Source organism: Tepidamorphus sp. 3E244, assembly GCF_046159835.1.
Taxonomy (GTDB): Bacteria; Pseudomonadota; Alphaproteobacteria; order Rhizobiales; family Tepidamorphaceae; genus JACKJK01.
This window is the reverse complement of the sequence record NZ_JBJXCY010000002.1, coordinates 769,138-783,892: the sequence shown is the minus strand read 5'-3', so window position 1 is coordinate 783,892 and position 14,755 is coordinate 769,138. Positions and strand designations below refer to the sequence as shown.

Here is a 14,755-nt window from a genome sequence, read left to right as displayed (position 1 = left end):
GCCGAAAATTTCAGTCTAAGATGGAAACACCAGTGCAGTTCCAGAAACAATGGGACGCACAAGACCGGAAAACCCGGCTTGAAATCAGAGGCGGCGCAAAGCTGCCCGGCTAAGGGTGGGAACCAAGGATGGCGAGCGAACCAGCCCGCTTGGCTGAGGACACGTTTCCCAAATTGCTGTTGCGCAACGCGGAGAAATTCGCGACGCGCCCGGCCATGCGCGAAAAAGATCTCGGTATCTGGCAGACCTGGACATGGGCGCAGATGCTGGAGGAGGTCCGTGCGTTTTCGCTCGGGCTGGAGACGCTTGGCGTCAAGGCCGGCGACCGGGTTGCGATCATCGGCCACAACCGTCCGCGCCTGTACTGGACGTTTGCGGCGGCGCAGGCGCTGGGCGCGGTGCCGATCCCGATCTACCAGGACTCCGTTGCCGAGGAGATGGTCTACGTGCTGCAGCACGCGGAAGTCTCGCTGGCGGTCGTTGAAGATCAGGAGCAGGTCGACAAGCTGATCGGGCTTGCCGACAAGCTGCCCATGCTGACGCAGGTCATCTACGACGACGAGCGCGGCCTGAAGAACTACGATCACTCCACCCTGCATTCCTTCGATTCCATCCAGGCGAGCGGGCGTTCGCTGATGGAGAGTGACTCCGGCGTGGCGGGCGCCTGGGTCAAGCGCATCAACAAGGGCAAGGGTGCCGACCTTGGGGTGATGCTCTACACTTCCGGGACGACGGGTAAGCCGAAGGGCGTGATGCTGACGCATGACAACGTGCTGATCAGCGCTGCCAACGGCAACGTCTTCGACAAGCTGGACGAGCACGACGAGATCATCGCCTACCTGCCGATGGCGTGGGTGGGCGATCACATCTTCTCGTACGGGCAGGCCTATGCGGCCGGCTTCTGCGTCAACTGCCCCGAAAGCCCGGACACGGTGAACGAGGACCGCCGCGAGATCGCGCCGAGCTATTTCTTTGCGCCGCCGCGCGTCTTCGAGACGCTGCTGACCGCGATCATGGTTCGCATGGAAGATGCCAGCCCCTTCAAGCGGCGCATGTTCCACCATTACCTCAAGGTGGCGCGCGAAGTTGGCGAGCGCATTCTCAACGGCGAGACGGTCTCGTTTGCCGATCGGATGCGCTACCGGCTGGGCGAAATCCTCGTCTACGGCCCGCTCAAGAACCGCATGGGCTTTACGCGGCTGAAGGTCGGCTACACGGCGGGCGAGGCCATCGGGCCGGAAATCTTCCGCTTCTACCGGGCGCTCGGCCTCAACCTGAAGCAGCTCTACGGACAGACGGAAGCGAGCGTCTACATCACCATGCAGCCGGACGGGGAAATCCGCGCCGATACTGTGGGCCGGCCGGCGCCCGAGGTGGAAATCCGCATCGAGGATGATGGCGAGGTGCTGTACCGCTCGCCGGGCGTCTTCACCGGCTACTACAAGAACGACGAGGCCACGAAATCCACCAAGACCGAGGATGGCTGGGTGCACACCGGCGATGCCGGCTTCTTCGACACCGAAGGGCACCTGCGGATCATCGACCGGGCCAAGGATGTCGGCAAGCTGACGGACGGGTCGCTGTTCGCGCCGAAATACATCGAGAACAAGCTGAAGTTCTTCCCCAACATCAAGGAGGCCGTGGCATTCGGCGATGCGCGCGACAGGGTCTGCGTGTTCCTCAATATCGACCTGGAATCGGTCGGCAGCTGGGCGGAGCGCAACAACGTCTCCTACGCGAGCTACCAGGAACTGGCCAACCATCCGCAGGTGTACGCGATGATGGAAGACCACGTCCGGCAGGTGAACAAGGACCTGTCGGAGGAGCCGCGCATGGCCGGATCGCAGATCGCGCGCTTCCTCGTGCTGCACAAGGAACTGGACGCCGACGACGGCGAACTGACCCGCACGCAGAAGGTGCGGCGCGGCTACATCGCCGAACGCTACGGTCCGCTGATCGACGCGCTCTACTCCGACGTGAAGGAAGCCGACATCACCACCGAGGTCACCTACGAGGACGGGCGCAAGGGCCAGTTGTCGGCGCGGGTGAAGGTGGGCAATGCCGAACGCTTCGCTGCACCTGAAATGAAGGAGGCGGCGGAATGAGCGTCGTGGAAAGCCTGCCGGCTTCCGAACGCGAAGTGCTGCTCGAGGTCGACGACATCTCGCTGTCGTTCGGCGGCGTGAAGGCGATCTCCGACATCTCGTTTGATATCCGCACCGGCGAGATCCGCGCGATCATCGGACCGAATGGTGCCGGCAAGACGTCGATGCTCAACGTCATCAACGGCTTCTATCACCCGCAGGAAGGCACCATCACCTTCGAGGGCGTGCAGCGGAAACGGATGCGTCCGCACCATGCCGCGACGAACGGCATCGCGCGCACCTTCCAGAACATCGCCCTGTTCCGGGGCATGTCGACACTCGACAACATCATGACTGGGCGCGGCACGCTGATGAACCGCAACCTGCTGTGGCAGGCGATGTGGGCGGGGCCGGCGCAGCGCGAGGAAACCGAGCACCGCGAGGCGGTCGAGAAGATCATCGACTTCCTCGAAATCCAGCACATCCGCAAGACCCCCGTGGGGCGGTTGCCCTACGGCCTGCAGAAGCGCGTCGAGCTTGGCCGGGCACTGGCCGCCGAGCCGCGCCTGCTGCTGCTGGACGAGCCAATGGCGGGCATGAACCGCGAGGAGAAGGAGGACATGAGCCGCTTCATCCTCGACGTGAACAGCCAGTTCGGCACCACCATCGCGCTGATCGAGCACGACATGGGCGTCGTCATGGACCTGTCGGACCGTGTCGTCGTCCTCGACTACGGCAAGAAGATCGGTGACGGATCGCCGGACGAGGTCCGCAACAACCAGGACGTGATCGACGCCTATCTCGGCGTTCCGCACGATTGAGGCCAGGGAAACAGCAATGAGCCCCGAATTCCTCTACTTCCTCGAAACGGTGCTGAACGGCCTGATGGCCGGCGTCATGTACGCACTGGTGGCACTCGGCTTCGTGCTGATCTTCAAGGCGTCCGGCATCTTCAACTTTGCCCAGGGCGTGATGGCGCTGTTCGCGGCGCTGACGCTGGTCGGATTGATGACGGGCCAGGTACCGTTCTCGCACCTCATCAACGCGATCTTCGGCACTGACATCCACAACTGGGGCGCCGGCCTGCCCGCCGTGCTCGCCATCGCCGGCACGATGGTGGTCATGATCGCGCTGGCCTTCATCCTCGAACGCTTCGTGCTCAAGCACCTCGTCAATCAGGAGCCGATCATCCTGTTCATGGCGACCATCGGACTGGCCTATTTCCTCGAAGGACTGGGCGATCTGATGTGGGGGTCGGACGTGAAGACGCTGGATGTCGGCATCCCCACCGGCGGCTCGTTCTGGCTGGAGGACGTCACCCGCGAGTGGGCGGCGGAGGGTGCCGACTACTACGGCATGTACATCGACAAGCTGGACGTGACGGCGGCCATCGTTGCCGTCGTGCTGGTGGTCGGGCTGACGCTGTTCTCGCAATACACGCGCATGGGCCGGGCCCTGCGCGCGGTGGCCGACGATCATCAGGCGGCGCTGTCGGTCGGCATATCGCTGCGCACGATCTGGGTCGTGGTGTGGTCCATCGCGGGCTTCGTGGCGTTGGTCGCGGGCATCATGTGGGGCGCGAAGTCCGGTGTGCAGTTCTCGCTGTCGCTGATCGCACTGAAGGCGCTGCCGGTTCTCATCCTCGGCGGCTTCACCTCCATTCCCGGCGCCATCGTCGGCGGTCTCATCATCGGCGTTGGCGAGAAGCTCGCCGAACTCTACATCGGCCCGCTCGTCGGCGGTGCCATCGAGAACTGGTTCGCCTACGTGGTGGCGCTGTTCTTCCTGATGTTCCGCCCGCAGGGGCTGTTCGGCGACAAGATCATCGAGAGGATCTAGGGCGATGCTTTACCGCGAGGCTGGCGACTTCAAGACGTCCTACCGGGCCGATCAGCAGACGTTCCCGATCAAGTCGGAACGCTTCCTGTTCTGGACGTTCATCGCGTTCGCGTTCTTCATCGTGCCGCTGCTCATCAACGACTACTGGGAAAAGTCGGTCCTGATCCCGTTCCTGGTGTGGTCGATGGCGGCACTCGGCCTGAACATCCTCGTTGGCTATTGCGGGCAGGTGAGCCTGGGCACCGGGGGGTTCATGGCGGTCGGCGCCTATGCCTCCTACAAGCTGATGACTGCCTTCCCGGAACTGAACATCCTGATCGTGATCGTCTTTTCCGGCGGGGTGACGGCAGCGGTCGGCATGATCTTTGGCCTGCCATCGCTGCGCATCAAGGGGTTCTACCTGGCGGTGGCGACGCTTGCCGCGCAATTCTTCCTGGTGTGGGTCTTCAACAAGTTTCCGTGGTTCTACAACTACTCGGCTTCAGGCCAGATCACCGCGCCGGAACGGCTGATGTTCGGCGTGCCCGTGACGGGTCCCGGCGCGCCGCCCTGGGCGACCTATCTCGTCGCGCTGACGGTCGTGTTCGTCTTTGCCTGGATTGCGCGCAACCTGACGCGCGGCCGGCTCGGGCGGCAGTGGATGGCGATCCGCGACATGGATATCGCCGCCGAGATCATCGGGGTGGAACCGCTGCGCGCGAAGCTCTCGGCCTTCGCGGTGTCCTCGTTCTACGTGGGCATCGCGGGCGCGATGTATTTCACCATCTGGTTCGGTGCCGTGGAGCCGACGGAAGCCTTCGGCATCAACCAGTCGTTCCGCGCACTGTTCATGGTCATCATTGGCGGGCTTGGCTCGATCCTCGGATCGTTCCTCGGCGCGGGGTTCATCGTCCTGCTGCCGGTGCTGCTGAAAAACGTGCTTGTCGGCCTTTGGGGATGGCCGACGGATATCGCCGCGCACCTGGAACTGGTGATCGTCGGCGGGCTCATCATGTTCTTCCTTATCGTGGAGCCACACGGGTTCGCCCAATTGTGGCGCACGACCAAGGAGAAGCTGCGGCTTTGGCCATTTCCGCACTGAAACATCAAAATGGCCAGGGGCAACAACGGCGTGAAAATGCGCCACAAGCTCATCCATCATAAAGGGAGGATGGAAATGAAGATCGCCAAACTCGCGGCAGCAGCCGCACTGGCGCTGACGATTGGAGCCGGACCGGCAGCCGCCGAACTGGTGTTCCCCTCGCTCAGCTACCGCACCGGACCTTACGCGCCGAACGGCATTCCGTTTGCCGACGGTTACGCCGACTATTTCACGCTCATCAACGAGCGCGATGGCGGCGTCGAGGGGACCAGGATCAACCTCATCGAATGCGAAACCGGCTACAACACCGAAAAAGGCGTTGAGTGCTACGAGTCCACCAAAGGTGAAGGCGCTCTCGTCTACCAGCCGCTTTCCACGGGCATCACCTACCAGCTGATCCCGAAAGCGACCGCCGACGGCATCCCCATCCACTCGATGGGCTATGGCCGCACGTCGGCTGCCAACGGCAAGGTCTTCTCCAACGTCTTCAACTATCCCGGCACCTACTGGGACGCCGCTTCGATCATCGTGAAGTACGTGTCTTCGGAAGAAGGCGGTGACCTGAACGGCAAAAAGATCGCGCTCGTCTACCACAACTCCGCCTATGGCAAGGAGCCGATCCGCACGCTGGAGAAGCTTGCCGAAAAGCACGGCTACGAGCTGATGCTGCTGCCGGTCGACCATCCCGGCCAGGAGCAGAAGTCGACGTGGCTGCAGATTCGCCGCGACCGTCCCGACTATGTCGTGATGTGGGGCTGGGGCGTGATGAACCAGGTTGCCATCCAGGAAGCCGCCAACATTCGCTTCCCGATGGATCACTTCATCGGCGTGTGGTGGTCGGCGTCTGAAAACGACGTCATGCCGGCTGGTGCCGGTGCCGACGGCTACAAGGCCATCACCTTCCACGGCGTGGGCGACGACTTCCCGATCTACGACGATCTGAAGACGCACGTCTACGACAAGGGCAAGGCGGCCGGTGCCGGCGACCAGCACGGCACGGTCCTCTACAACCGCGGTATTGTGGCCGCGATGTGGGCCGTGGAAGCGGCCCGCAAGGCAATGGAAATCCACGACACCAAGGACATCACGCCGGCAATGATGCGCGACGGCATGGAAGCCCTGGACGTGGACGAAGCGCGCCTTGAGGAGCTTGGCCTGCCGGAGTTCACCGTTCCGGTGAAGGTCTCGTGTGAAGCCCATGGTGGTCCGGGCCTCGGCATGATCCAGCAGTGGGATGCCGATGCCAAGAAGTGGAACATCATCACGGGCATGATCGAGGCCGACCGCGAAGTGGTCGATGCGCTGATCATGGAAGACTCCGAGGCCTACGCCAAGGAGAACAACCTCGAGATGCGCTGCGCGAGCTAAGGCCCGCGCCGCACCTGAAACAAGGCGCCCGGCGGTTCATTCGCCGGGCGTCGCTTGCAGCAAATACAATCGGTCGATGGCAATGACGGGGACAGCCCATGTCTGACAGCGCTGACGGGCAGAATATGCTCGAGGTCAACAATATCGAGGTAATCTACAACCACGTGATCCTCGTGTTGAAGGGCGTGTCGCTGAACGTGCCGCGCGGCGGGATCGTTGCCCTGCTGGGGGCGAACGGCGCCGGCAAGACGACGACTTTGAAGGCGATCTCCAACCTGCTGCGGGCCGAGCGCGGCGACGTCACCAAGGGGTCCATCATTCTCAAGGGCGAGAAGGTCCACGACCTGTCCCCGAACGACCTCGTGAAGCGCGGCTGCATCCAGGTGATGGAAGGGCGGCACTGCTTCGGTCACCTCACCATCGAGGAAAACCTGCTGACCGGCGCCTATACCCGCAAGGACGGCAATGCCGCCATCAAGGAAGACCTGGAGAAGGTCTACAACTATTTCCCGCGCCTGCGCGAACGCAAGTCGAGCCAGGCCGGCTACACCTCCGGCGGCGAGCAGCAGATGTGCGCGATCGGGCGCGCGCTCATGGCGCGTCCGGACATGATCCTGCTGGATGAACCCTCCATGGGCCTCGCGCCGCAGCTGGTGGAAGAAATCTTCGAGATCGTGAAGCAGCTCAACGCCAATGAGAACGTGACCTTCCTGCTGGCGGAGCAGAACACCAATATCGCGCTGAAATACGCGACCTACGGCTACATCCTGGAAAGCGGGCGCATCGTGCTCGACGGCGCCGCGAAGGAATTGCGCGAAAACGAGGACGTGAAGGAATTCTACCTCGGCATCGGTGGCGACGCGCATTCCAGCTTCCGGAACGTGAAAAGCTACCGCCGCCGCAAGCGCTGGCTGAACTGAGCCCATGGCGCGCACCGCACTGGTGACCGGGGCAAATCGCGGCATCGGCGCGGCGATTGCGCGTGCGCTGGCGGCTCAGGGCATGACCGTGGTGCTGGGGGTCCGCAACCCGGACAATGCCGAAACCGTGGTTGCCGATATCCGGCACGACGGCGGCACCTGCGAGACCCTCAACATGAACGTCGCCGACCCGGCGTCGGTGGATGCGGCGCTCGCCTCGCTGGAGCCGCGCGGCACGCAGGTCGACATCCTCATAAACAACGCCGCGATCCTTGAAGGCGAGCGCCTGCTCTACATAGATATCGACGCGGTCATGGAGAGCGTGCGCACGAACGCGGTCGGGCCGCTCCAACTGATCCAGAAGCTTGCGCCAAAGATGGCGCAGCGCGGCTACGGGCGCATCGTCAACCTTTCGTCGCAATGGGGTTCGCTGACCTCGCTCGGGCCGGGCGCCTATGGCATCACCAAGGCGATGCTGAACGCGATCACGGTGAAGACGGCGGGCGAAGCGGGCCGCGGCGTGAAGATCAACGCGATGTGTCCCGGCTGGGTGAACACGCGCATGGGCGGCTCGTCTGCCCCGCGCGAGCCGGAACAGGCGGCAGAGACGGCCGTCTTTCTCGCAACGCTTCCCGACGATGGGCCGACGGGCGCCTATTTCCGCGACTGCACGCGCATCGGCTGGGACGACTGACACGTCAATCGAGGCAGGCACATGGCCGAACATTTCGACGACCTGGAAACACGCTCCGCGTCAGAGCGCGAGGCGGCACTTTTCGAAGCCCTGCCGCATCTCGTTGCCGCGGCAAGGGATGGTGCCTCGGGATGGGGCGACCGCCTCGCGGACGTGGATGCCGGCACGATCACCAGCCGCGAGGCGCTTGCCACGCTGCCGGTGCTGCGCAAGCCGGAGCTGATGGCAAGGCAGGCGGACAATCCGCCCTTTGGCGGATTTGCCGCCACTGGCGAGACGCCGGCCCGGCTGTTCTTTTCACCCGGACCGGTCTTCGAGCCGGAAGGGCGCGGCGCGAACTGGTTCGGCGCGGCGCGCGCGCTGCATGCTGCGGGGCTGCGCAAGGGCGACGTCGCGCTGAATTGCTTTTCCTACAACATGACGCCGGGCGGCTTCATCATGGACAGCGGCTGCCGGGCGCTGGGCGTCAGCGTCATTCCGGCAGGACCCGGAAACACAGAAGGCCAACTGACGCTTGCATCGGCCTACCGGCCGTCTGCCTATGTGGGCACGCCGGATTTCCTCAAAATCATTCTCGACAAGGCGTCCGAGACGGGTGCCGACGTCTCCAGCTTCAAGCGGGCTCTCGTCTCTGGCGGCGCGCTCTTTCCCTCGCTGCGGGCGGAGTACAAGGAGCGCGGCGTCGACGTGCTGCAGTGCTACGCGACGGCGGATCTCGGCGTCGTCGCCTACGAGTCGGATGCCATCGAGGGCATGATCTTCAACGAGGGGATGATCCTCGAAATCGTGCGGCCCGGCACCGACGAAGTCGTTCCCGACGGCGAGGTGGGTGAGGTGGTGGTCACGGTCCTGCGGCCCGATTACCCGCTCATCCGGTTCGGCACCGGCGACCTGTCGGCCATCATGGAGGGTGAAAGCCCGTGCGGGCGCACCAACACCCGCATCAAGGGCTGGATGGGCCGCGCCGACCAGCGCACCAAGGTGAAGGGCATGTTCGTCGATCCCGAGCAGGTTGCGGCCATCGCCAGGCGGCATCCGGGCCTTGGCAAGCTGCGGCTGGAGATCAGCCGCGACGGGGCGCAGGACGTCATGCTGCTGAAGGCGGAAAGTGCGGGCGGTGAAGATGAAGCCGCGGTTGCCGAGAGCCTGAAGGCGGTGACCAACCTGAAGGGGGCGGTTGCCATCAGCGAACCGGGATCGCTGCCCAATGACGGCAAGGTCATCGACGACCAGCGCGACTACAACACCTGAATGCAACGCGTGGCCGCGCGTCAGGCCGCGCGGTCTTGCTCGCCGGGTTCGGCCGGGCTTTTCGGTCGCTCGATCACGTTGGAGCGCGGAATGGCCAGCGTGAAGTCCGTGCCGATGTCGGGCGCGTCCTCGGTGGACAGCGCCCAGCCGTGGTGGGTTGCGATATTGCGGCAGATCGCCAGGCCCATGCCGCTGCCGGGGACCGGACCCTTAGAGTGCAACCGCTGGAACGGCTGGAACACGCGTTCGCGGTGAGCGGCCGGTACTCCGATGCCGTTGTCGCGGACAATCATGCGCACCTGCTCGGCGTCGCTCTGTGCAAACACTTCGACCACCAGTTTGCGCCTCGCGTCGCGATACTTGATGGCGTTTGCGAACAGGTTGGTGAGCAGACGCTCCACCTGCACCCGGCTGCCGCGCACCTGCGGCAGAGCGCGGATGCGGAAGGCCGCGCGCTCGACGGCGTGTTCGGCACACACGACGCGGGCAATGGACTGGGCCACGGCGTGCAGGTCGATCTCGTCATCGAGCGGGCTTGCCTGGTCGGCGCGCGCGTATTCGAGCAGGTCGGTGATCAGCGTCGACAGGCGCTTGGACGAGCGCACGATCGCGCCCATCGCATAGGCTCCGTCGAGGGACATGTTCTGCGGGGCTTCGCGGCTAAGGATCGAGGCGAAGGTGCGGATCTTGCGCAGCGGCTCCTGCAGGTCGTGGGAGGCGATCAGGTTGAACCGGCGCAAATCCTCGTTGGCGCGGCGCAGTTCGGCATTGGCGGCGATGTTGTTGCGCTGGGCGCTGTTGCGCTCGGTGACGTCGACGAGGACGCAGAGCGAGGTTTCCTGCGCAAAGACGGTCGGGGCATCGTTGAAGCGACCATTGCGCTGGTGCTGCATCGGCGGCAGGGCGGCGGCTTCCGCCCAGTCGCCAATGGAGGACAGCTCGACCTCCATGATGGAGCCGTCCTTGCGGCGGAAGCGGTATTCCTCATGCCAGTCGCGCATGTTGCTGGCGCTGCCCGACACGCGCTTGGCCATGGCCTTGAGCGCGGAATCGTCGGTCATGAATTCAAGCGGTTCACGGCCGATTACTTCATCGCGAGTATATCCCAGCTTGTCGATCCACGTGTCGCTGACCTCGACCAGCCGCCCGTTCCAGTTGACCGAGTGCATCATCACCGGCGTGCGGCGATACAGGTTGCGGTAGCGCTTCTCGCTGGCCTCGGCGGCCTGCGTGCGCTCGCGTGCTGCGAGCTCGTGGCTGAGCCATTCAGCCGTCAGCGACAGCAGGTTGCGCTGGTCGTTGGTGAAGTTGGTTTCGCGTGGTTTGTCGTCGCCAAACAGCAGCGCGCCGTACAGCCTGCCACTGACGTAGATCGGCACGCCGAGAAGGCTTCGAATACGGGAATTGAAGGGATGTTCGGGAAAGCCGTTGGGGCGCTGTTTCTCGGTGTCGCGGATGGCGACGAGCCGGTCACAGGCGATGATGTAGGAGCAGAAGGTCTGCTCCAGCGGCAGGCGCATGCCCTCGTAGAGGCCACGCTCGGGATCGGCCAGGTGCGTCACTTCGATCTGATTGCCGAGAAGCTTGTTCACCAGACCGAACCGCATGCCCAGAAAGCGGTGCGCGATCTCGAGGATGCGCGGGATGCTCTGGTCGAGCGAGATCGTCGTGTCATGCTTCAGCGAGATGAGCCGTTCGAGCGCATGCTCGTAGGCATACACCTCGCTCAGGTCGCGCCCGGTGACGATCACCTCGTCGCCGATGCCCGTCAGCGTCCACACGACCTGTCGCGGGTCGGTGCGCTCGTCGCCAGCCAGCTCGGTCTCGATGTGGCGCGGCTCCATCTGCGCTGCGGTGGCGGCAATCGCTTCCGACAGGGCCGGTCGCTGGCTCTCGATGACCAGGTCGAGCACGTTGACCTCGCCGAACGCATCGACCACGCCGCAGATTTCCTCAAAGGCCGGGTTGGCGTGCAGGATCGTCCCGTCCGGCTTGAGCCGGCAGGCAGGGCACATTTCCAGACGATGTGAGTAGGTCCGTTTCACGAGCAGGCCCGAGATCGTTGAGGCACCACTGTGGCGGCAAGGCGTTAAGGATTTATTGACCATGTGCTGCGACAACGGAACATGATATGATGCCTGCCTGCGCAGCTTCAGTTATCCCGCGCCTACAGGCTTTTGATGGCGATAATTCTGCTCGTTGAAGACGACCCCGATGATGTATTCTTGGTTCGCCGCGTAATTGAACGCGCCCCGATCGATGCCGAACTTCAGGTGGTTTCGAATGGCCAGGAAGCCCTCGATCACATCACGTCGTTTGAAGACCTGTTCTCGGAAGGTCTGCCGGACCTGGTTCTGTTGGACCTGAACATGCCGGTCATGGACGGGCATGAATTCATTCAGTCCTTGCGCGCGCACCCCGTGTTCTTTCCGCTGCCGGTCGTCGTATTGACGACGAGTTCGGATCCTGAAGTCATTCAGGCGGCCTACCAGGAAGGCGCGAATGCCTGTGTGACCAAGGTGGATTCACTGGAAGGCATGGGTGAGATCGTCAACGCGATCGCCGATTTCTGGTTTCACATCGCCAAGCCATACAACCTGTCCTGACAGGCATAGCCGGCCAATGATCGGCCAGCCTCGGCAATTTCCGCCTCGAATGAAAGAAACTCGCTGGCTGGCGTCAGCCGGCGTGACGCAGTTGGCTTGCGGAGTCGTCCGTTCTGGCCGAGGGCTTCACGGCTCCGAGGATGCGGGCGACGCGGGTGGCGAGAGTCTTCTGTGCGAAGGGCTGGACGATGAAGCCTGCCGCGTTTGCGCGGGCCGATGCGACGATGGCATCACGCGTTGCCGCGTTCGATGTCACCATGACGGGGGAATATTCGAACGGGTGATCGCAGGCTTTCAGCAGGTGCAGCACGTCGGCACCGCATTTTTCCGGCAGGGACCAGTTCAGCAGAACGAGAGCGGGCGCGGTTTCCAGGGTCCGATGCACACCGTCGCGCCAGTTATCGACGGATTCGACCTCGTCGAAACCGATCTGACGCAGCATCGTGCTCAGGAGCTGGCATGCAAACGCACTGTCATTGATGACGAGCGCATGGGCACCGGCAGGTATGTTGGGCTGCTCACTCATACTGACTCCATCTGACTCCATTTTTCCGCAGCGTTAATGTCGTCGTGGCTGGTTAACAGCGCGTAAAAGAAATCACGTTGTTCAACCAATTGCGAATGTGCCGCAGACATTCCGGCCGCGCTCCGATTGCATCGATTCACGGGCGGCGGGTACAAACAGAACCGAATAGCACCGGCATGCGTAGACGCGACAGTCCGCATGCCACGCCACCTCGGGGGGTTCCATGAATACCATCGCTTCGGCCAACAGCTTCGCCGGCACGCCCCTGCGCCTTCCGGAGGACCATCCGCCGGTGAACGCTGGTAAGATCGGCGTTCTGCTGGTCAATCTCGGTACGCCGGACGGCACGGCCTACTGGCCGATGCGCCGCTACCTGAAGGAGTTCCTCTCCGACAAGCGCGTGATCGAATGGCCCAAGGCCATCTGGTGGCCGATCCTCAACGGCATCGTCCTTTCGGTTCGGCCGCAGAAGAGCGGCAAGGCCTACGAGGAGATCTGGAACCACGAGCGCAACGAGTCGCCGCTGCGCACCTTCACGCGCAGCCAGAGCGAAAAGCTTGCAGAGATGCTGGAGAAGCGGTCGTCCCAGATCGAGGTCGACTGGGCCATGCGCTACGGCAATCCGTCGATCGCCTCCAGGCTGGAAGGCCTGCAGGCGGGCGGGTGCGAACGCATTCTCGTTATTCCGCTCTACCCGCAATACGCGGCGGCCACCACTGCGACGGTGAACGACAAGGTGTTCGAATCGCTCATGGAGATGCGCTGGCAGCCGGCGGTGCGCACGGCCCCGGCCTACCATGACGATCCGACCTATATCGACGCGCTGGCGACCTCGGTGACGGCGTCGCTCGCCAAGCTCGACTTCAAGCCGGAGGTGGTGCTCACGTCCTTCCACGGCATTCCGCAGTCTTATTTCCGAAAGGGCGACCCCTATCACTGCCACTGCCAGAAAACGGCGCGGCTGCTGCGCGAGCGGCTGGGGTGGAGCAACGACAAGCTGCTGGTGACGTTTCAGTCGCGGTTTGGTCCCGAAGAGTGGTTGCAGCCCTACACCGACAAGACCATCGAGCGCCTGGCGAAAGAGGGCGTGAAGTCCATGGCGGTGCTGACGCCGGGCTTTTCGGCAGACTGCCTCGAGACGCTCGAGGAGATCGCGGGCGAAGGCGGGGAAATCTTCCACGAGAACGGCGGCAAGAACTTCGCCTTCCTGCCGAGCCTCAACGACAGCCCGGAGGGAATGGCGGTCATCGAGACAATCGCCCGGCGCGAGCTTGCGGGCTGGCTGTAAACCGGTTCACAAATCGGCCTTTCTGGTGGATAAGCTTCCGCAAGGTTGAGAACCGATTGCGGATGTGTCTCCGGCACGCCCTGCAGCGGCATTGTTTAGGAGACGCCTTATGTTCGGCCTGGATATTTTCGCACTCGTTTTCGTGGTTCTGCTCGTGCTGGTGGTCATCGCTGGCGTGAAGCAGGTGCCGCAGGGATACAATTACACCGTCGAGCGCTTCGGCCGTTACATCAAGACGCTGGAACCCGGCCTGAACCTCATCGTCCCGTTCGTCGACCGGATCGGCCGCAAGATGAACGTGATGGAGCAGTTCCTCGACGTGCCGAGCCAGGAGGTCATCACCCGCGACAACGCGACCGTGGTGGTCGACGGCGTCACGTTCTTCCAGATCCACGACGCGGCGCGCGCGAGCTACGAAGTGACGATGCTCGACGACGCCGTCCTCAACCTGACCATGACGAACATCCGTACCGTCATGGGCTCGATGGACCTCGACGAGCTTCTCTCCAACCGTGACGAGATCAACCTGCGCCTGCTCAAGGTCGTCGATGCGGCGACCGAGCCGTGGGGCGTGAAGGTCACCCGCGTGGAGATCAAGGATATCAATCCGCCGCGCGACCTGGTGGATTCCATGGCGCGCCAGATGAAGGCCGAGCGCGACCGCCGCGCCGTCATCCTCGAAGCAGAAGGGCAGCGGCAGTCGGAAGTTCTCAAGGCAGAGGGCGAGAAGCGCTCGCTGGTGCTGGAAGCCGAGGGCCGCCGTGAAGCCGCCTTCCGCGATGCCGAGGCGCGCGAGCGTGCCGCCGAAGCCGAAGCCAAGGCGACGCAGCTGGTGTCGGAAGCCGTGCGCGACGGCGATTCCCAGGCGCTGAACTACTTCGTGGCGCAGAAATACGTGAGCGCGCTGGAAGCGCTGGCCTCTGCTCCCAACCAGAAGGTGCTCATCCTGCCGACGGAAACGAGCGCGGTTCTGGGCAGCCTTGCCGGCATCGCCGAGATTGCCCGCGACACGTTCGGCGACAGCAGCAACCCGCCTGCGCCGCGCCGCTCCGGCCCCTCCACTCCGCGCGTGCCGCGCGGCGGCAAGGAGTAGTCCGG

Annotated in this window: 13 protein-coding genes; 11 read left to right on the top strand and 2 right to left on the bottom strand. The window is 63.5% G+C overall.

Annotated elements, in window-relative coordinates; translation table 11 throughout:
• Positions 1–128: 128 nt before the first annotated feature.
• From ACKTEK_RS12580 to ACKTEK_RS12545, 8 genes are all read left to right on the top strand, one after another.
• Positions 129–2,105, top strand: a complete 1,977-nt coding sequence (locus ACKTEK_RS12580) for an AMP-binding protein (protein WP_409165645.1) — start codon at positions 129–131, stop codon at positions 2,103–2,105.
• Positions 2,102–2,905, top strand: a complete 804-nt coding sequence (locus ACKTEK_RS12575; RefSeq protein WP_409165644.1) for an ABC transporter ATP-binding protein — start codon at positions 2,102–2,104, stop codon at positions 2,903–2,905. The genes ACKTEK_RS12580 and ACKTEK_RS12575 overlap by 4 nt, the downstream gene beginning before the upstream one ends.
• Positions 2,906–2,921: 16 nt before the next feature.
• Complete coding sequence (locus ACKTEK_RS12570) at positions 2,922–3,923, top strand: branched-chain amino acid ABC transporter permease (protein WP_409165643.1); 1,002 nt, start codon at positions 2,922–2,924, stop codon at positions 3,921–3,923.
• Between the two features lie 4 nt (positions 3,924–3,927).
• Positions 3,928–5,004: a branched-chain amino acid ABC transporter permease gene (locus tag ACKTEK_RS12565; RefSeq protein ID WP_409165642.1), complete on the top strand. Its 1,077-nt coding sequence runs from the start codon at positions 3,928–3,930 to the stop codon at positions 5,002–5,004.
• Between the two features lie 75 nt (positions 5,005–5,079).
• A complete protein-coding gene (locus tag ACKTEK_RS12560) occupies positions 5,080–6,372 on the top strand; it encodes an ABC transporter substrate-binding protein (protein ID WP_409165641.1) in 1,293 nt (430 codons plus the stop codon).
• 98 nt (positions 6,373–6,470) lie between these two features.
• A complete protein-coding gene (locus ACKTEK_RS12555) occupies positions 6,471–7,292 on the top strand; it encodes an ABC transporter ATP-binding protein (protein ID WP_409165640.1) in 822 nt (273 codons plus the stop codon).
• A 4-nt stretch (positions 7,293–7,296) separates the two neighbouring features.
• A complete protein-coding gene (locus ACKTEK_RS12550) occupies positions 7,297–7,986 on the top strand; it encodes an SDR family NAD(P)-dependent oxidoreductase (RefSeq protein WP_409165639.1) in 690 nt (229 codons plus the stop codon).
• Between the two features lie 21 nt (positions 7,987–8,007).
• Positions 8,008–9,237, top strand: a complete 1,230-nt coding sequence (locus ACKTEK_RS12545; RefSeq protein ID WP_409165638.1) for a phenylacetate--CoA ligase family protein — start codon at positions 8,008–8,010, stop codon at positions 9,235–9,237.
• Between the two features lie 20 nt (positions 9,238–9,257).
• On the opposite strand, the gene ACKTEK_RS12540 is transcribed toward ACKTEK_RS12545, so the two are convergent.
• A complete protein-coding gene (locus tag ACKTEK_RS12540) occupies positions 9,258–11,282 on the bottom strand; it encodes an ATP-binding protein (RefSeq protein ID WP_409165637.1) in 2,025 nt (674 codons plus the stop codon).
• Positions 11,283–11,417: 135 nt separating this feature from the next.
• Here ACKTEK_RS12540 and ACKTEK_RS12535 point away from each other — a divergent pair, with 135 nt between their 5' ends.
• Positions 11,418–11,843, top strand: coding sequence for a response regulator (locus ACKTEK_RS12535; protein WP_409165636.1), 426 nt, complete (start codon positions 11,418–11,420; stop codon positions 11,841–11,843).
• Between the two features lie 73 nt (positions 11,844–11,916).
• Here the strand turns inward: ACKTEK_RS12535 and ACKTEK_RS12530 are convergent, their stop codons facing one another.
• Entirely contained in the window at positions 11,917–12,369 is a 453-nt protein-coding gene (locus ACKTEK_RS12530) for a two-component system response regulator (RefSeq protein WP_409165635.1), read from the bottom strand.
• A gap of 223 nt (positions 12,370–12,592) precedes the next feature.
• Here ACKTEK_RS12530 and hemH point away from each other — a divergent pair, with 223 nt between their 5' ends.
• Both hemH and ACKTEK_RS12520 read left to right on the top strand, forming a co-directional pair.
• Positions 12,593–13,657 carry a ferrochelatase gene (gene hemH, locus ACKTEK_RS12525; protein WP_409165634.1) on the top strand — a complete coding sequence of 355 codons (1,065 nt, stop codon included), beginning with the start codon at positions 12,593–12,595 and terminating at the stop codon, positions 13,655–13,657.
• A 109-nt stretch (positions 13,658–13,766) separates the two neighbouring features.
• The gene (locus tag ACKTEK_RS12520) at positions 13,767–14,750 is read left to right on the top strand and encodes an SPFH domain-containing protein (protein ID WP_409165633.1); all 984 of its coding nucleotides are present in this window, start codon (positions 13,767–13,769) and stop codon (positions 14,748–14,750) included.
• Positions 14,751–14,755: the final 5 nt, after the last annotated feature.